This window comes from Maridesulfovibrio sp., from assembly GCF_963677005.1.
Classification (GTDB): domain Bacteria; phylum Desulfobacterota; class Desulfovibrionia; order Desulfovibrionales; family Desulfovibrionaceae; genus Maridesulfovibrio.
On sequence record NZ_OY781616.1, the window covers coordinates 2,743,610 to 2,761,792 of the forward strand.

Genomic DNA, 18,183 nt, shown 5'->3' on the forward strand with positions numbered 1-18,183 from the left:
ATCATGTCTGAAGCACGTAAAACTTTCCCCATGAGCACCTTCGTTTCTTACATCAAAGGTGGCGAAAGCAACAACTCTGTTCAGGAACTTCTGGCCTACATGACCCAGAAAGATATCGACGCTGAATTCGAACCCTTTGCAGCCGCTATGGCCAAAGCATGGATCTACGAACAGCATCCTGAACTTGCTAAAATGAAAGCCGGACAGGTTGCCGGACTCGGCGACAACATTTCCGTTGGCGCACTGCCCGGTGATGTAATGGTACAGGTTGACGCCATTTTCGCTAAACTGGCCGACTACCGTTCCACTGTCTGCGACCAGGCAGCTAAAATTCAGGACCTCGAAACCAAACTCGCTGCAGCTGAAGGCAAACTCGGTGAAACCGAAAAAGCCATGGCTGAATACAAAGGCAAATGTGAAGCTTTCGAAGCTTCCGGCAAGGACGAAGGCGACAAGGTTATCGTCACTTCACAGGCTAAAGTTGAAGAGTACATCGGCAAGGTTGATGAACTCCTCAAGATGATAGAAGACGTTAAAAAGAACGGTGTTGTAACCGTTGCTGCCGGCGCAGCTCCTGCAGCTCCCGCAGCAGACGCCGGTTCCGCCGGTGCTCCTGCAACCGGTGGCGCTCCTGCTGAAGACTTCGGCTTCGGCAGCGACCCCTTTGCAGACGACGCATGGTAGGCCGATAGCGCATACCGTCTTCTGACGAAGATTACAAAAGCCCCGGATCAGAAATGATCCGGGGCTTTTTCTGTTCTGCAGGAATGAAATACAAATCTGCGCAAAATAACATTATCTGCGACTATGTTTAAGCAGCCGAATACACTGTATAGGTGCGTTGCAGAATCAACAAATGGATTTATTGTCGGTTTTGTATTTGCTTTTTTTGCGTACAAAAAGAGCGCACTTTGTACAGCAGTAAACTTAACATTTTTCATTAAAGAAAATATCGATGCCAAAACCGTGAAAAGCTTATATTTACACATTAAAAAAATGATCTTGATTGTACAAGCAACTGCATTTTATTTTTTTAGCCAATATTGAAAAAAATGCGAAACTAAAGAACAAAAATGTAAGCAAAAAAAGACTTTTATTTAACGTAAATGTCTGTATGATCCTATCTGATCTTTAATAAAATTATATAAATATTATAAAATATCAATGAAACACAGAATATAGTTAAGTTATGCAACTTGTGTTTTTCATTAACAGTCGCCTTGTATTTAATAAGCAGCACATTAGCGATTGACTCTGTAATCAAAAGGCTTTTGCCTGTGTCTGTTAACCATTGCTGCTACGAATAATTATTCTTCAAATCAGGACTGCAAGAAATATAAATCTCTCACAATCTTGATTTTAAGAACATACAAGTGTATAGGTATGTCCAATATGGCAGAACTTCATTTACACGACGTGAGTGTTCGCTTTGGCGGACTGCAGGCTTTGACAGAGGTCAATTTCTCTCTGAAGCAGGGAGAGATAATGGGGCTGATCGGTCCCAATGGAGCAGGCAAGACAACGGTCTTCAATGTTATCACCGGAGTGTATTCGGCATCCGGAGGTTTTGTTGAGTACAACGGTGAAAAAATGACCGGGCTGAAACCATACCAGGTGCTTCATAAGGGAATTGCCCGCACCTTTCAGAACATACGCCTGTTCCAGAACATGACAGCCCTCGAAAATGTCATGGTCGCGCAGCATTCCCGTACTTCCTGCGGGGTATTCGGAGCCATCTTCCGCACCCCGGCTCAGAAAAAAGAGGAAGAACGGATAAAACACAAGGCAATGGAAGAACTGCGATTTGCAGAACTGGACAGCTATGCAGATGAAATTGCTTCCAGCCTACCATACGGACATCAGCGCAGACTCGAAATTGCAAGAGCGCTGGCATCAGAACCTACCACCATCCTACTTGATGAACCAGCTGCAGGCCTGAACCCTGCAGAAAGCTCGGAACTGATGGAAACAATCAGGAAAATTTCCGACCGGGACATAAACGTGCTTATGGTTGAACATGACATGAAAGTTGTCATGGGTATCTGCCAGCGGCTTGTGGTGCTGGATCACGGTGTAATGATTGCAAAGGGTAACCCTGAAGAAATTCAGAATAATCCTGCTGTAATTGAGGCATATCTGGGTAACTAACATTATTTACTTTAGGGAGGCTCATTTTATGAAACGTTTGATCATGACAGTCCTGCTGGCCGCAGCGATTCTTACGCTGGCCGCAGGTATGGCTTCTGCCAAAACCCTCAAGGTCGGCACAATGGGACCCCTTACCGGTCCATACGCAGCTGACGGGAACGATATCAAAAACGGCGTCTTCACCGCTGTGGAAGTAATCAACAGTCAGGGCGGAATCCCCGGCTTCGACTCCATAGAAGTACTCCCGCAGGATACAGCCTGCGAACCCCGCCAGGCCGTTGCCACCGCCAACAAACTTATCAACGAAAATGCCGTTGGCGTAATCGGCTCATACTGCTCCAGTGCAACACTGCCCGCCTCTGAAGTGCTTGACGAAGAATCAATCGTCATGATCACCCCGGCATCCACCAATGAGAAAGTAACCTCCCGCGGTCTGCCCTACATGTTCCGCATGTGCGGACGTGACGATGACCAGGGTTCTATCGCTCTGCAGTTCATGCAGCAACAACTCGGCGCAAAATCAGTCTACATCGTAGATGACAAGACCGCTTATTCACAGGGTCTGGCTGACGGCGTTGAAAAGATGTGCAAGGCAGCCGGAATCAAGGTTCTCGGTCACGAGCACGTCAACCAGGGAGACAAAGACTTTTCCGCAATCCTGACCAAGGTCAAGGACAGCAATCCGGACGTATTCTACATGTCCATGCAGAACTCCGCCACCGGCGCACTTATGCTGATTCAGGCCAAACGTATGGGCATCAAGGCTGTCCGCCTTGCCCAGGATGCAGTTTACCATCCCCAGTTGATCGACATCGCCAAAGACGCAGCTGAAAATGTTTACCTGACCTTCGGCTTTATTGACGACAATGCACCGGCATACAAGGAATTCTACGCCAGCTACCAGCCCAAGTTCGGTGAGCCCGGCGCATATTCCGGCTATGCGTACGACAGCGCCATGGCTTATTTCAAGGCAGTAAAAGCCGCCGGGTCCTCCGACCCGGACAAAGTAAAAGCAGAACTCATGAAGCTCGACTACGACGGTGCTACCAAGCACGTGAAATTCAAACCCAACGGAGACTCCGGATCGAACTACATCATCCGTAAGGTCCAGGGCGGCAAGTTCATCAACTACTGGAACCCCGCAACAGGACAGCTCTACTAGAAGACCAAGCAAAGCCGGCCCCGGCCGTAACCGGCCGGGGCCTTCACGCACAGCCCCTGGACTTACATGGAATATTTTCTTCAACAACTCATCAACGGTATCACCCTGGGCAGCGTATATGCGCTGATAGCACTCGGGTATACCATGGTGTACGGCATCATCCAGCTGATCAACTTCGCGCATGGAGAATTTTTCGCCGCCGGCGGCTATGTCGGTGTTATCTTCATGAGCTACCTGCTTTCGCAGGGAGCACCTGCATGGGTATGTCTTTCCGGTTCTCTTATTCTGGCCATGGCCTACTGCGCAATGCTGGCCATGGCTGTGGAAAAAGTGGCTTACAAGCCCCTGCGCAGTTCATCGAGACTTTCGGTACTGCTTTCCGCCCTCGGCATGTCCATTTTTCTCCAAAACGGGCTGATGCTCACTCAGGGCGTCTACGACAAAGCCTACCCGACGGAAATCACCCAGGGCGGATTTGAATTCGGCTCGGTCATGTTTTCCTACATGCAGCTTTTCATTGTCTCTCTTACAGCCTTCCTGCTGGTCGCACTCAATTTTCTTGTTTTCAAGACCAGGATAGGCAAAGCCATGCGCTCCACGGCTCAGGACAAAATTATGTCCGCACTTGTGGGCATAAACGCCAGTACGATCATCAGTCTCACTTTCGCCATCGGCGCCGGTCTGGCTGCCGCAGCTGGAATCATGGTCGGTCTGTATTACGGTTCTGTCCGTTATGATATGGGCTTTGTTCCAGGAATCAAGGCATTTGCCGCAGCTGTTCTGGGAGGAATAGGAAACATAACCGGTGCCATGATCGGCGGATTCATAATCGGCATGGTGGAAATATTCGCGGCCGGCTATATTTCAGGAGAATACAAAGACGTTTTCGCGTTCCTCATACTCATAGGGGTGCTTTACTTCAGACCGTCTGGAATCATGGGAGAGAACATTGACGACACCAGAGTTTAAGAAACACTGGACTTCTTTGGGCGTCGGGATGATCTGGCTGTTCGTCCTGCTCTGGCCCCTGATCGGGATCAAGCCTGAAGGACTGGAAATCGCCACCACCTTTTCCCTGTGGTGGAAGATAGCGCTCGCCTGTTCATCCATTCTGGTCATTTATCAGTTGAACAGCACCGGTGCATTCAAATTTTTTACCAAACCGGCCGGAAAAGCCGCCGACAAACTGGGCAAGACCGCAACCGCCCTGCCCGGAACAATCTGGATAGTCGCAGTATTGGCCTTTGCCATCGCATATCCGCACCTTTTCGGGCGCTATGCGCAGGACGTCGCCATCAACTGCATGATCTACATATGCCTGGGCCTCGGCCTTAACGTAGTTGTAGGTCTCGCCGGCATGCTGGACCTCGGATATATCGCGTTCTATGGGCTCGGCGCCTATACGTACGCCCTTCTTTCGGTCCATTACGGTCTGGCTTTCTGGCTGTGCCTGCCGCTTAGTGCCGCTGTGGCCGGAATCGGAGCCTGCATTATCGGATACTGCTCGATGAGAATGCGCGGTGACTACCTTGCAATTGTCACGCTGGGCTTTGCAGAAATAGTCCGCATGGTATTCAACAACTGGATGAGCCTGACCAACGGTCCAAACGGAATAACCGGAATCAAAGCTCCCGGAATATATTGGCCTGATTTTGCCAACGGCTTTTCACTGGAACACCTCTGGCTCAAAAAGCTTTCCCTTGTCTACTACGTAATTCTGGTACTTGTGGTCTTCACGGTAATCGCCGTGTACAGGCTCAATTACTCCAGAATAGGAAGGGCATGGGAAGCCATCCGCGAAGACGAGACGGCCGCGGAAGTCATGGGCATCCCCACTTTTTACATGAAGCTGCTCGGCTATTGCACAGGAGCATGCTTCGGAGGTATGGCCGGGGCTTTCTATGCAGCGCGGATGCGTTTTGTCAGTCCGGAATCATTTACTTTCCTTGAATCGGCAATGGTCCTTTCCATGGTTGTTCTCGGTGGCATGGGCTCCATTCCGGGTGTAATTCTCGGAGCGCTGGCCCTCATCGCGCTGCCGGAAATTTTCAGGGATTTCGAACTATACCGCATGCTGGTCTTCGGCGGGGTCATGACACTGATGATGCTCTTCAGGCCGCAGGGACTTCTGCCTCCCAAACGTAAAATGAAAGCGGACAAAGAGGATTAATAAATGTCTGAACCGATCTTAGAGCTGCGTGATGTCCACTCCGGATACGGCAGCATCAAAGCCCTGAAAGGGATCAGCATATGTGCGCACGAAGGTGAGATAGTATCCATCATCGGCGCAAACGGCGCAGGCAAGAGCACAACGCTGATGACCATCTGCAACATCGTCAAAGCCACAAGCGGGGACATCTATTACCGGGGAAAGCGTATCAACAGCGTCAGCTCCGACAAACTTCCCTCAATGGGTTTATGCCAGGTTCCGGAAGGCCGCCGCATTTTTCCCCGCCTTACAATTGAAGAAAATCTAGATATGGGCGCTTTTTTCCGTAAAGACAGCGGAATTGCGGAAGACATGGAACGGGTCTTCAGCATGTTCCCCATCCTCAGGGAAAGGCGTAAACAGGCCGGCGGAACACTCTCCGGCGGAGAACAGCAGATGCTGGCGATCGGACGCGCGCTGATGAGCCGTCCGAAGGTGCTTCTGCTGGACGAACCTTCACTAGGTCTGGCGCCGTTGATCGTCAAACAGATATTCGACATCATAAGCAAGATCAACAAACTGGGTACAACCATTATTCTGGTGGAACAAAATGCCAAGGTAGCCCTCAGCATGGCCCACCGCGGCTATGTGCTGGAAACCGGTAATGTAGTCCTTGAGGATGAAGCCTCCAAATTGCTGGACAACCCCGAGATTCAGAAGGCGTATCTCGGCGAATAGCCGACAATTCCTAAAGGAAAAAGTCCTCCTGGAAAATTTCCCGGAGGACTTTTTTATGCTCCACTGAAAAAAACAGCCGAACACCTGACCTGAAATCATGCAAACGGGTCCCGGAGCAGTTTGTATTTACCCTGCTGCTCAGCACAGACGCCTTTTTCCACCATCTCTTTCAGCAGAGCTGGAAGCCTGTCCGTTTCCCCTCCTGCCAGCACCTTATCTCCCTCGGATTTAAGGTATGAAACAGGCAGAAACTCCTCCTTGCCTCTCCTGAAAAGCGCAACAAGAAATCTGTCTGTCAGCTTTTTACCACCTTCCATTCGTACTCCTCCTTAACAGCAAACTACTTCAACATGAAATTGCGCAACCCGGTAAAGAAAATCTGGGCGGCAATGGACGCGACCAACAACCCGGTCAACCGGCTCATTATGTTAAGTCCCCTTCTTCCCAGCAGACGCTTAAGACTTGAGGAAAGAAATAGCAGAATTCCTACTGTTAATACAGCCCCCACAAGAGCAGAACACGCAAGCAGCATATCCCTGTAGCCGTTAACCGCAGAACCCATGACCAGCAGAGCACCGATGGTTCCGGGGCCGACCATAATAGGCATGGCCAGCGGGACCACGGCAATATCGTCGTCATCCTTACCGGCCTCGAACTTTTTGCCCGCCCCGCTGACCATATTCAAAGCGGAAAGGAACAGCACGGCGCCTGCGCCTATACGGAACGCATCAAGGGTAATGCCGAACAGTTCGAAGATATAACGTCCATACAGGTAAAGGATGAGAGATATGGTTATAACAGCCACAGTGACCTTCATCGCGGTGTTTCGACGTTCAGCCGGGGTCATGTCCTGAGTAAGGGATAAAAACGCAGAAATCGCGAAAAAGGGGGTCAGAATGAAAAACAACTTGAGATAGGTTTGAAAAAAAACGGTGAGCATAACGCCCTCCCATAAATTTATTCTAAAATATTCTTTCGGCGGAACCGCCGGATTCATCCTTATAAAAAACAAGCTCTCTACACATCATGGTCACCACAATCAACGCTTATTTTACGCATGTTCAATTTTTTATTTTCAGTAGTTCCAAGCTAACGAGTGCATGCTTTTTTTTACAAAATCACTTCCACCTGAGATCGTAATTATGCTATAAGCATAATCTGGAAATAATAAAACTTATCATACATAAAGAATCGGGGGCCAACCATGTTTAAAAATCTAAAACTGGGTTTAAAGCTGGGGATCAGTTTTGCTTTAATGATTTTTCTGACCGCCGCAATGGCATATGTCGGATTCAACGGAATGGCCGGAATACAGGAAAGAGTCGATAAAGCCGATGATGTGAACAGAATGGTTCGCATGATTCTTGAGCTGCGCATGCAGGAGAAAAATTACATGCTGCGCGCGGACCAGAGCTATCTGAAAAAACATGAAGAACTGTTGGCTGCACTCAGGGAGCAGACTTCGACAACGGACAAGAAATTCAGCCAGCAGGTAAACCACCAGCAGATGGCAGAGTTGTCACGGGCGGTGGAAAACTACAGCAAGGCATTCAACAGTTATGCTGAACTTGTCGGCGAACGTTCCAAAACAATGGAAATGATGCGCACTGACGCCCGCTCTGCTCTGGATGAACTGGAGAAGATCCGTTCTTCCCAGAAACAGCAGTTGGGAGGAATCCTGGCCGGTACACAGGAAAGAATCCTGTCTGAAGTCCGTAACGGCCAGTTGGATAGAATTGCGCAGGCCTACTCCAAGGGGCAGGCAGACATTGAAGACAAATTGTCCAAAGCAGACGACGCCAACAGAGCCATAAAATGGTTCTTATCAGCACGTACAAGTGAAAAAAACTATATCATTTCATCCGATGTAAAATACATCGGGGTGGTGAACGAGAATGCAAGGAACATACTGGAGCTTCTGGAAAATATGAAATCCAGATTCTCCAACCCGGCCAATATTGCCCAGGTGGAAGGAGTTTTCAAAAGCATAAACCGCTATCAGAACAACTTCACCAAATACACACAACTCATGGCTGAACAGGTCAATGCAGACAAGATAATGGTTGATGCGGCAAGGGCTGCAGACAAACAGTGTAGAGACGCACGAGCTGACCAGAAACAGAAAATGCTTCGCCAGATGGATACTTCAAACACAGTACTGATTGTCGGCGCCATCGCGGCCCTCATCATAGGACTGCTTACCGCATTAATCCTGACCAAGGCGATAACAGGACCGATACTTCTCGGGGTCAATTTTGCACAGCGTATGTCCCGCGGAGATTTCACCAGAACCCTGGACATAGATCAGAAGGATGAAGTCGGAACACTTGCTCAGGCTCTGAATGAAATGGTCAGAAGACTTGCCGAGGTAGTCGCTGAAGTGGGCAGTTCTTCGGAAAACGTAGCCTCCGGCAGTGAGGAGCTTTCAGCCACCGCAGAGAGCCTGTCCCAGGCTTCCACCGAACAGGCCGCAAACGTGGAAGAGGTTTCGGCCTCAATAGAAGAAATGACCGCGAACATACGCCAGAATGCCGACAACGCCCAACAGACCGAACAGATTGCGGTAAAATCCTCACAGCAGGCTGAGGAAAGCGGGGTTGCGGTAGGCAAGGCCGTGGATGCAATGAAAAACATTGCCGAAAAGATCTCCATCATCGAAGAAATCGCTCGGCAGACCAACCTGCTGGCACTCAATGCCGCGATAGAAGCAGCACGCGCCGGCGAACACGGCAAGGGATTTGCGGTAGTAGCGGCTGAAGTACGTAAACTGGCCGAAAGAAGCGGTGAAGCTGCACGGGAAATCGGCGACCTCTCATCAAATACCGTCACCGTGGCCGAAAAAGCAGGTGAAATGCTGACCCTGCTTGTTCCGGACATCAAACGGACCGCAGAACTGGTTCAGGAAATAACTGCAGGCAGCAGCGAACAGCTCAGCGGCGCGGAACAGATCAACAAGGCTGTACAGCAGCTTGATCAGGTGACCCAGCAGAACGCCTCCGCTTCCGAGGAAATGGCCTCAACTTCCGAAGAGCTGTCCAGTCAGGCAGAACAGCTGCAGCAGGTAATGGGATTTTTCCAGGTTGGCAATCATGTTCATACGGTGAAATCACTTCCGGCCTCGCCACGCAGCCGCAGACAGGCAGCCCTGCCCGACCCTGAACCGAAAGCTCCAAATCCGGGATCGGGAGTGAGCCTGGATATGGATAACGATTTCTCGGACAGCGATTTTGAAAAATTCTGATCCCAGTCTTCTGAAAAACCGATTCTATGATAACGAAAAGGGCCTCCCACAGTTCTGTCGGAGGCCCTAAGTTCTGTACCATATTTGGAAGGAAGGATTATTGTTTAACATTGAGATGCAGGCCGCATCATGCTAAAAGAGCTACGATTATTCATCCTATCCTTGTGGAGATATTCATATGCCGCTAATAAGTATCGTGGTTCCAGTTCACAACACATCTAAATATCTAAGTCAGTGCCTGACATCAATAGCATCTCAGACATTTAAGGATTGTGAAGTCATAGTCATAGATGACGCTTCAACAGATAACAGTAGAAATATTCTAAAAAAATTCGAACTTACTTTTGATAATTTCCAATGCATATATTTAGATAAGAATATTCGCCAAGGTGGAGCCAGGAATATAGGCCTTGATAGAGTTCGCGGGAAATATATCGGATTTGTTGATAGCGACGATTTTATCGATAAAAACATGTATTTAAGACTCTACAAAAAAGCGCTGAGTTCAGATGCCGATGTCACCTTTTGCAGCTACAATAAATATTACTCCGACGATAGGATTGAAAAGATTCCTCCACCGGGACGCAGATTATGGACTTCCTTGTTTAAGCAAGAAGTATGGGAAGACCTAAGATTTCCGGAAAATGTTGTATTTGAAGATAACGCAATAGGGTGGGTTCTGACAAAACTTACCCCTAAAACAGCAAGTGTCCCTGAAAATTTATACTATTATCGAATGCACCCGGAATCTACGACAAAAGAGCGTAACACATATAGAATTGATGACCGGATTACTACAGGTTTCGTGCACCTGGAGGAATGTAAAAAACGCGGATATTATGAAAAATACAACGACGAAGTAGTATCGCATTTTGTAAATTGTACATATATCAATTCAGTTTGGTACTGTTTTTCCCACTTTGATACGCCAAACACCGATTATCTTTATAAACTGCAGAATTTAATTAAAACAACCTACCCTGACTATTATGAATACAAAGGGACAAAAGCCACTCCCGAACACTACAGAAAACTTGCCTGGTTAAATTTTATGAGCCCCAAACTGGCTGTTTTCGCACAGCACAAACTGAATAATGCTATTGTTAACAGTATGTGCAGAGCTGTTTCCCTCCCCACCATAGGAAAGCTGCCGCCGGCTATTTCAACCCAAATCCGTAATGAATTTCAGGACAGTTTAGCCCAGACTACACCTGAAATCATATCGCTTATTAAAGATATTGATGAAATTTTAGAGGAGCTGGGCTTCGATCCATCAAAGGTTTAACCGCAATCTCAGCAGGAAAACTGATTCTAATGGCCCGGCCGTAAAAAAAGACAATGAGCAACAATAATCAACACGACAATTAAATCCGTTTTGTATTGAAATTATACTCTTTTTCTATGCTGTCCATATAAAAATCCTGAAACAACTGTCAGTCGTCTTGACCGGGCTGTTTCAGGATTTTTTGCTGCGGCAGCTTGTTAAAACTATCTTAAGCTACTTGCCACAACACTTCTTGTATTTTTTACCGCTACCGCACGGACAGGGAGCATTCCTTCCTATTTTAGGGGCTGCACGGCGTTTGGGGGTTTTCTTGGGTTTCTCTGTGCCGGAACCGGAATAATCCAGCTCTTCGGTATTATCCTTATGGGTAAAGTCGTCTTCACGCACTTCCGTGGCAATGTTCAAATGACAAACCGACCAGAGAGCGTTCTCCCGGATAGTCCCGAGCATATCCCTGAAAAGTTCAAACCCTTCACGTTTATACTCGTGTTTGGGGTCTTTCTGCCCGTACCCGCGCAGACCGATGCCTTCGCGCAGGTGATCCATATTCAGCAGATGTTCCTTCCAGTTCTTGTCTATGGATTCCAGAATGAAATAACGGGCGATGTAATTGTAATCAAGAGCAACTATGGACGGGTCTTCAGCATCTGCGGCACTCTCGGCAATTTTCTCTGTCCGGGCTTTCAGATCTTTTAAAATGTCATCAACCCAGCCCTCGACCTGTTCACGGGAAGGCAATCCCTTGCCGAATTCCTCAAAACGGTTCAAGCGGAACAATTCATCAAGGCGCACCCTGATCATCTCAGCGGTTTCGTCATCCAGAGCCTTGCCCCTGGCTTCCTCAACCGGATAAAAACAATCATCCAGCAGCTCTTCCAGAAATTCGGAGAGCATGTCGTCCATCTTTTCCGCGTACATCACGTCACGGCGCAGAGAGTAAATTACCTCGCGCTGCTGGTTCATTACGTTGTCGTAGTCGAGAAGCTGCTTGCGTATTTCGAAGTTCTGCCCTTCCACCTTGCTCTGCGCGCCCTCAATGGCCCTGTTCACCATGCGGTGCTCAATGATGGCCTGCCCTTCCTCCACGCCCAGCTTATCCATCAGCCCGGCAATGCGTTCCGAACCGAAAAGGCGCATAAGGTCGTCATCCAGAGCGAGGTAGAACCGGGTGGAACCGGGGTCGCCCTGTCGTCCGGAACGTCCGCGCAACTGATTGTCGATACGTCTGGATTCATGGCGTTCCGTGCCTATTATGTGCAGTCCGCCCAACTCCTTGACACCTTCACCGAGCACGATATCGGTTCCTCGGCCGGCCATGTTGGTGGCAATGGTCACGTGTTTGGACTGACCTGCCTCGGCAACAATCTCGGCTTCTTTTTCATGATGCTTTGCGTTGAGCACTTCATGGGGAATCTTGCGTTTCTTGAGCATCTCCGATACCAGCTCGGACTTTTCAATGGAAACGGTCCCCACCAGCACAGGCTGGCCGCGCTTGTACTTTTCGGCAATATCGTCCGCAATCGCGTTATATTTATCTGCCTGCGTCTTGTAGATGGCGTCCGGGTGGTCCTTGCGGACCATTGCGGTATTTGTGGGAATCACAATTACCTCAAGATCATAAATCTGGGAAAATTCCACGGCTTCCGTGTCTGCGGTACCGGTCATGCCGGACAGCTTTTCATACATACGGAAATAGTTCTGGAACGTGATGGAAGCAAGAGTCTGGTTTTCAGACTCGACCTTGACTCCTTCCTTGGCTTCCAAAGCCTGATGCAGGCCGTCGGAGAAACGCCTTCCCGGCATCAAGCGGCCGGTAAATTCGTCAACAATGACAACCTGTCCGTCCTTGACGATATAATCGACATCAAGGGCAAACAGATGGTGGGCCTTGATGGCCTGCATGATGTGGTGCTGATAGGCTATGTGCTTGGGGTCGTACAGGTTGTCTATACCTAGAATATTCTCACACTTGATGACCCCGTCATCGGTCATGGTGATGGAACGGCCCTTTTCATCAACTTCGAAATCCTCATCCCTCTTGAGTTTGGGGATTATCGCATTGACCTTGCCGTACATTGTAGTGGCATCATCGGATGCACCGGAAATAATCAGCGGAGTTCTGGCCTCGTCAATCAGAATGGAGTCGACTTCGTCAACTATGGCATAGTTGAGTTCGCGCTGGACCAGCTGTTCCTTGTAGAACTTCATGTTGTCGCGCAGGTAGTCGAATCCGAACTCGTTGTTGGTCCCGTAGGTAATGTCGCAACCGTAAGCCTGCTTGCGTTCCTCATCGGTAAGGCCGTGCACAATCACGCCGACAGTGAGACCTAGAAAATTATAGAGTTTGCCCATCCATTCGGCATCACGCCTGGCCAGATAGTCGTTGACCGTGATCAAGTGAACGCCTTTGCCGGAAATCGCGTTGAGTACCGCCGGCAGGGTGGCAACAAGGGTTTTACCTTCACCGGTCTTCATTTCCGCGATACGGCCGCTGTGCAGGACTATGCCGCCGACCATCTGAACGTCATAATGACGCATGCCCAGAGAACGCTTACCGGCCTCACGCACAAGCGCGAACACTTCCGGTAAAAGGTCGTCAAGGGACTTGCCCGCCTCTATTTCTTTTTTGTATCCGGCTATTTTCTCGGGAAACTGCTCGTCGGTGAGCTTTTCCATCTCAGGTTCATATGCACTGATCTTGTCTATCTGCGGCTTGAGTTTTTTTACGAATCTTTCATTTCTTGAGCCGAATATCTTGGAAACAAATAAATTGAACATGTAATGTATTTTCCTTTGTCCTGGGCGCTAACTGCCGCAATTTTATTCAATAAAAGGCTTCTGCTGTTATCAGATAAGACTTTATTTCAAAATATCAAGCCAGTGAGTGGCAAAATATGCATCTTTTGCAAGAGTGGCAAGTTGAATGACGCAAGCTGAGCATCCGCTTACTATCTGCGCCCCGGCGTCTGCCCCTTCCGTAAGGCTCGTCATGCAATGCTCACCTACCTGCCTGGAAAGCTTCGGGGCGCCGATCTGCATTACTCCGCCGAACCCGCAGCAGAGATCATCCTTGACCGGCAGAAGCCGATCACCTGCTACAGCCTGTACAAATTCAAGGTCGGCGTCAGGCTGAGCGGCATGGCAGGGCTTATGATAAATCACCTGATCAGGACAGTTATCAAGAAGGGTTATTTCCGCACCTGCAAGCAGGGATGAAAGCGGGGTCAGCGACTCCATCCAGCGGGAGCGCAGCTCCTCACTGCCGGAGAAATCCTCAACGTCATATTCTTTCAGCCCCTTCAGGCAGGTTGCGCAGAAGGTAACCAGCAAGGGTTCACCAGCATCCTGCCAGACCCTGATGTTCTTTTTGCGCGCATCCCTCTGCCTGTCGAGAAGTCCGGCACTGCCGTATGAGGAACCGCAACAGGAAAAATTGATTTCACCGGGACGCACAAGCCCTGCGGCATCCATGAGATGCTCCGCCTTGGACGCCCAGTCTTTGCGGGCGTACCTGCCCACGCATCCCTTGAACAAAACCGCCTTGCGTTCCTCGAAACAGACCTGCGGAAGAACTTCGGCCCATGGAGCCGGGCTCTTCGCAAACAGGGAAGCCATGCGTTTTTTGGCTGAGCCGAAAGGCTCCGGCAGCGATTCCGGTGAAAAACGGGACAAGGCCGCAGCCGTAGGCCAAAGAACGCCGGGACTTGCCAGCCAGATATCCCAGCAGGTCCGCAGAAAACCGTTTGATCCGGCCCGGAGTTCGGAAACAAGTTCCGGCCCGGACATATTCTGCGGACAGTTTTTGGCACAACGCCCGCAGGAAAGACACAGCGAGGCAAGGGAATTGAAATCATTTACGCTCAATCCCTGCGCTGGATCGAGACTCTGCAGGAAAAACTTGGCCCGCGGAGTCAGTTCCTCCCTTCCTGTAGCCTTGAAAAGAGGACACACTTCAAGACATTTACCGCACTGCACGCATGCTTTAGGCGAAGCCATCAGACAACCTTTCCGGGATTCATAATGTTCATGGGATCGAAAGTTCGTTTAATTCCGTTCATAAGCCTTTGCTCCGCCCTGCCGAGCTGCATGCCTATGTAAGCGGCCTTGGTCAGCCCGATGCCGTGTTCGCCGGAAAGAGTACCGCCAAGATCGAGCGTTTTCTGAAAAATACGTTTTTTGGCCAGCAGAGAGTTTTCCGACTGTCCCGGAACGGACTTGTCATACATGACGCTGACATGGATATTGCCGTCACCCAGATGACCGAAACACAGCACAATAACGCCGAGCTCCGCACCGATGGCGTGATAGCCCTCAATGGCTTCGGCAACCTTTCCGCGCGGCACGGCAACGTCCTCGCCCTGCTTGTCCGGCGCCAGATTGAAGGCGGCAGGACTTATCACCCTGCGCAGCTCCCAAAGCCGTTCCTGATCCGCCCCGGCACCCTTTTCCATGAAAGTGGTTTCAACCCGATCCAGCGCCTTGCCGATGCGCCCAAGGTCGGTCGAAACCGATTCCTCGGACCCGTCGATCTTGAGCAGCAGCAGGCCGCCTGTTCCCTCGGACCAGGGTACGTCAAAATGCATTTCAAGCGCGCGAATGGAGTTATGGTCGATCAGTTCCATGGCCGTTGGCAGGATTCCGCACCCGAAAACCGCATCGGCGCCTTTCAGGCACCCGGTCAAATCCCTGAATCCGATCAGGACCGAAGCCGAAGTCTCGGGCAGGGGCAGCAGTTTGAGAGTGGCACCGGTGATGAGGCCGAGTGTCCCTGCGGAACCGACCAGCAGCCGGGTGAGGTCGAGCCCGACAACGTTCTTGTGCGTGCGCCCCCCGGTATGGATGATTTCACCACCGGGCAGCACGGCCTCAAGCCCCAGAACATAATCGCGGGTAACGCCGTACTTGACCGCCCTCATGCCTCCGGCACAGGTGGAGATGTTACCGCCGATTGTCGAAATTTTCAGGCTGGCAGGGTCCGGTGGATAAAACAGCCCCTGAGCTTCAACAGCCTTTTGCAGATCAGCAGTGATCACACCCGGTTCCGTTACGGTCACAAAATCTCTGGAATCAATATCAAGGATACGGTCCATATCCAGCATGGATACGACAACACCATGACGGACAGGGACACAGCCCCCGACCTTGTTTGTTGCACGGGCACGCGGGTAGACCGGCACCCGCTCCTTCTGGGCCCACTTCAGCAGCTCCGCAACCTGCGAAGTTTCCTTCGGGCGCACAAGTACGAGCGGCTTTGCATGTTCGCGGCTGGCGTCCACGCCACAGGCCAGCAGCGCACCTTCATCAAAACTTGATTCCGTGCCGGGAAAAAGACTGCGCAGGAAGCTGCGCTGCGCTCGGGATAATTTTTCAGGATACTCTTTCATATATGATGCGCTTCGCGCTATTGATGATCTGATTTCGCCGCTGTCAGCCAAAGAGGAGAATCCATCTCTGCTCTCCGCATCCCCAGGGCCCAAAGCAAAGCTCCTTGCCTGAAGGCTGAAGGGCCTTTGGGATCCCTGGCAGTTTCAAATAGCTGAATTGAACGTAGCAGCTTCAATCAAAAGTGTTGCAAAACTAAGACGATAACCATATCTGATTAACGCAACAGACTTGTTCAAGGCGCATAAGCTACGCTTTGTTCCATACTTTTTCAACACAGTCGATCAGGGCCCGCACCAGCGGATCTCCGTCCTTGTTGTGGGGGAATCCGAAATACATGCCGATTTCGATGTGTCCGCCGGGCCAGATGTAAAATGAACCGTTATTGACACCTTCTGCGGCCTCGTCCCCACGCATGACAGTAATACCGTTCCCGGATTTGACAAGCGCGTTATGCGTCTCTTCACTGTCTGCGATCATGACTTTCGAAACATCCAGCCCCCGGGCCGAAAACGTCTCCTTCAACTTGACGTTGAAAGAACATTCCTCAGGGGTCCAGATCCAGTCCAGCTTTGAAAGATCCTCCCAACCTGCATTCTCCATGCGATCTTTCCACGCAGCAGGTCCGACCACATGCAGGACTGTTTTTTCAAGCAGTATGCAGTTGATGTCCTTGGGCGGGCAGTTGGAATAGAAAAAACCGCCATCCAGCTTTCGGGCAGCCAGATCCGCAAGAATGCTCCAAGTAGGCATCTGAACCAGATGAAGAGTAAGTCCGGGGAAATTTTCCTTGATGCATGAAATCAGCTGGGGAGTGCGCAGATAGATGGACGAAGTCTGCAGCCCGACACGGGCCACACCGGAAAGCTCTCCTTTTCTGTTCCGGGCCTCGGACTCAAGAGCCTCCACACTGTCAAGAACGGCTCTGGCCCTGTCCAGAAGGGCATTTCCGTCCGAAGTGGGTTGCATGCCCCGCGGAGTACGCAGGAACAAACGCAAGCCGAATTCGTCCTCAAGTGATTTTATATGCAGACTTATGGTCGACTGGCTGGCGTGCAGTCTTTTGGCCGCACGGGTCATATTGCCTTCCTCGGCCACAACCACAAATGTTTTGATCTGATACAATTCCATAATAATCAGCCCGCATACCGCGCTGTAACAAATTCACGAAAAGCCTGTTCGCTGTCTCCGGAGGAGAAAAGGGGGCGGGAAATATCCGACAGCCTGAGGTATTGAAAAAACTGAATGCCGGGTTCGATTATTCCCATTGGATCATGAGACAAAAAACAGGCATTAAACAGACAACGGCAATTCATCAGGCCGATTTTCAAATTTCACAGCAAGGAGAACCGCCATGAGCAGCGTCAGCGCATTTGTATCGGAAATCTTCACCCCTGAAGACAGTGTACTGGGCCGCGAAAAGATCGACCCCGTGACCGGAACGGTCAAATTCTTTTTCTGGGTCGGCGCAGCAACGGTTTTCACCGTTCTGATATCCGCACTCCAGTAGTCCGTTCCTTGACGGACGCGTTGGTTACTATACCCTTATCATGTTTTCTCCACCCACCGGCAAGGGGTGGAAGAGGGCTTTTACGGCTCGCCTTCCCGGTTAATAATTAACCAGTTGGCGGGCCGTATCTCTTTCAATATCGCGCCGCTTCAATTCGTCTTTGCGATTATGCACATTACGCCCTCGGGCCAATGCGATCTCAAGCTTGATCTTACCTCTTGAAAAGTAAAGCCGCACCGGGACCACGGTCAGCCCCTTCTGCTCCGTCTTGGCCTGCAGACGTTCTATCTCCATAGCGTGAAGCAGCAGTTTACGCGCCCTGTCCGGCTCATGCTGGGTATATCCGGCATGATCGTAAGGAGCTATATACACCCCCACAAGCCAGGCTTCCCCGTCCTTGAAATTTATGTATCCGTCATTGAAACTGACCAGTCCCTGACGCAGGGATTTAACTTCTGTCCCCACGAGAACCAGTCCGGCTTCAAACGTATCGATGAATTCGTAATTGCGCCGGGCCTGTTTGTTCAACGCAATCGAGGATGGACTTTTTTTCTTCTTCTTAGCCATG

At 50.2% G+C, this 18,183-nt stretch carries 16 protein-coding genes; 9 read left to right on the top strand and 7 right to left on the bottom strand.

The window, feature by feature from the left end:
- Positions 1-3: 3 nt before the first annotated feature.
- The 6 genes from ACKU4E_RS12135 (at position 4) to ACKU4E_RS12160 (ending at position 6,197) form a co-directional block, all read left to right on the top strand.
- Positions 4-684, top strand: coding sequence for a hypothetical protein (locus tag ACKU4E_RS12135; protein ID WP_320171339.1), 681 nt, complete (start codon positions 4-6; stop codon positions 682-684).
- Between the two features lie 708 nt (positions 685-1,392).
- The gene (locus ACKU4E_RS12140) at positions 1,393-2,148 is read left to right on the top strand and encodes an ABC transporter ATP-binding protein (RefSeq protein WP_320171340.1); all 756 of its coding nucleotides are present in this window, start codon (positions 1,393-1,395) and stop codon (positions 2,146-2,148) included.
- Positions 2,149-2,176: 28 nt separating this feature from the next.
- Positions 2,177-3,310, top strand: a complete 1,134-nt coding sequence (locus ACKU4E_RS12145) for a branched-chain amino acid ABC transporter substrate-binding protein (RefSeq protein WP_320171341.1) — start codon at positions 2,177-2,179, stop codon at positions 3,308-3,310.
- Positions 3,311-3,376: 66 nt separating this feature from the next.
- A complete protein-coding gene (locus tag ACKU4E_RS12150; RefSeq protein ID WP_320171342.1) occupies positions 3,377-4,279 on the top strand; it encodes a branched-chain amino acid ABC transporter permease in 903 nt (300 codons plus the stop codon).
- A gap of 28 nt (positions 4,280-4,307) precedes the next feature.
- A complete protein-coding gene (gene livM, locus ACKU4E_RS12155) occupies positions 4,308-5,480 on the top strand; it encodes a high-affinity branched-chain amino acid ABC transporter permease LivM (protein ID WP_320172636.1) in 1,173 nt (390 codons plus the stop codon).
- Between the two features lie 3 nt (positions 5,481-5,483).
- On the top strand, positions 5,484-6,197 hold the full coding sequence (locus tag ACKU4E_RS12160) for an ABC transporter ATP-binding protein (RefSeq protein WP_320171343.1): 714 nt from the start codon (positions 5,484-5,486) through the stop codon (positions 6,195-6,197).
- A gap of 95 nt (positions 6,198-6,292) precedes the next feature.
- Here ACKU4E_RS12160 and ACKU4E_RS12165 read toward each other — a convergent pair whose 3' ends face one another.
- Together ACKU4E_RS12165 and ACKU4E_RS12170 are read right to left on the bottom strand one after the other, a co-directional pair.
- Complete coding sequence (locus ACKU4E_RS12165; RefSeq protein ID WP_320171344.1) at positions 6,293-6,514, bottom strand: hypothetical protein; 222 nt, start codon at positions 6,512-6,514, stop codon at positions 6,293-6,295.
- Between the two features lie 23 nt (positions 6,515-6,537).
- Positions 6,538-7,137, bottom strand: a complete 600-nt coding sequence (locus tag ACKU4E_RS12170) for a MarC family protein (protein WP_320171345.1) — start codon at positions 7,135-7,137, stop codon at positions 6,538-6,540.
- A 264-nt stretch (positions 7,138-7,401) separates the two neighbouring features.
- Here ACKU4E_RS12170 and ACKU4E_RS12175 point away from each other — a divergent pair, with 264 nt between their 5' ends.
- Positions 7,402-9,438 carry a methyl-accepting chemotaxis protein gene (locus tag ACKU4E_RS12175; RefSeq protein ID WP_320171346.1) on the top strand — a complete coding sequence of 679 codons (2,037 nt, stop codon included), beginning with the start codon at positions 7,402-7,404 and terminating at the stop codon, positions 9,436-9,438.
- A gap of 178 nt (positions 9,439-9,616) precedes the next feature.
- Positions 9,617-10,723: a glycosyltransferase family 2 protein gene (locus ACKU4E_RS12180; protein ID WP_320171347.1), complete on the top strand. Its 1,107-nt coding sequence runs from the start codon at positions 9,617-9,619 to the stop codon at positions 10,721-10,723.
- A gap of 213 nt (positions 10,724-10,936) precedes the next feature.
- Here ACKU4E_RS12180 and secA read toward each other — a convergent pair whose 3' ends face one another.
- The 4 genes from secA to ACKU4E_RS12200 all read right to left on the bottom strand — a co-directional run bounded on the left by secA (position 10,937) and on the right by ACKU4E_RS12200 (position 17,236).
- The gene (secA, locus tag ACKU4E_RS12185; protein ID WP_320171348.1) at positions 10,937-13,501 is read right to left on the bottom strand and encodes a preprotein translocase subunit SecA; all 2,565 of its coding nucleotides are present in this window, start codon (positions 13,499-13,501) and stop codon (positions 10,937-10,939) included.
- Positions 13,502-13,582: 81 nt separating this feature from the next.
- A complete protein-coding gene (locus ACKU4E_RS12190) occupies positions 13,583-14,719 on the bottom strand; it encodes a (Fe-S)-binding protein (RefSeq protein WP_320171349.1) in 1,137 nt (378 codons plus the stop codon).
- Positions 14,719-16,107, bottom strand: coding sequence for an FAD-binding oxidoreductase (locus tag ACKU4E_RS12195; protein ID WP_407944129.1), 1,389 nt, complete (start codon positions 16,105-16,107; stop codon positions 14,719-14,721). The genes ACKU4E_RS12190 and ACKU4E_RS12195 overlap by 1 nt, the downstream gene beginning before the upstream one ends.
- Before the next feature lie 247 nt (positions 16,108-16,354).
- A complete protein-coding gene (locus ACKU4E_RS12200) occupies positions 16,355-17,236 on the bottom strand; it encodes a LysR family transcriptional regulator (RefSeq protein ID WP_320171351.1) in 882 nt (293 codons plus the stop codon).
- A gap of 223 nt (positions 17,237-17,459) precedes the next feature.
- Between ACKU4E_RS12200 and ACKU4E_RS12205 the strand changes: the two genes are divergently transcribed.
- Positions 17,460-17,615: a hypothetical protein gene (locus tag ACKU4E_RS12205; protein ID WP_320171352.1), complete on the top strand. Its 156-nt coding sequence runs from the start codon at positions 17,460-17,462 to the stop codon at positions 17,613-17,615.
- 99 nt (positions 17,616-17,714) lie between these two features.
- Here the strand turns inward: ACKU4E_RS12205 and smpB are convergent, their stop codons facing one another.
- On the bottom strand, positions 17,715-18,182 hold the full coding sequence (gene smpB / locus ACKU4E_RS12210; protein WP_320171353.1) for an SsrA-binding protein SmpB: 468 nt from the start codon (positions 18,180-18,182) through the stop codon (positions 17,715-17,717).
- Position 18,183 lies beyond the last annotated feature (1 nt).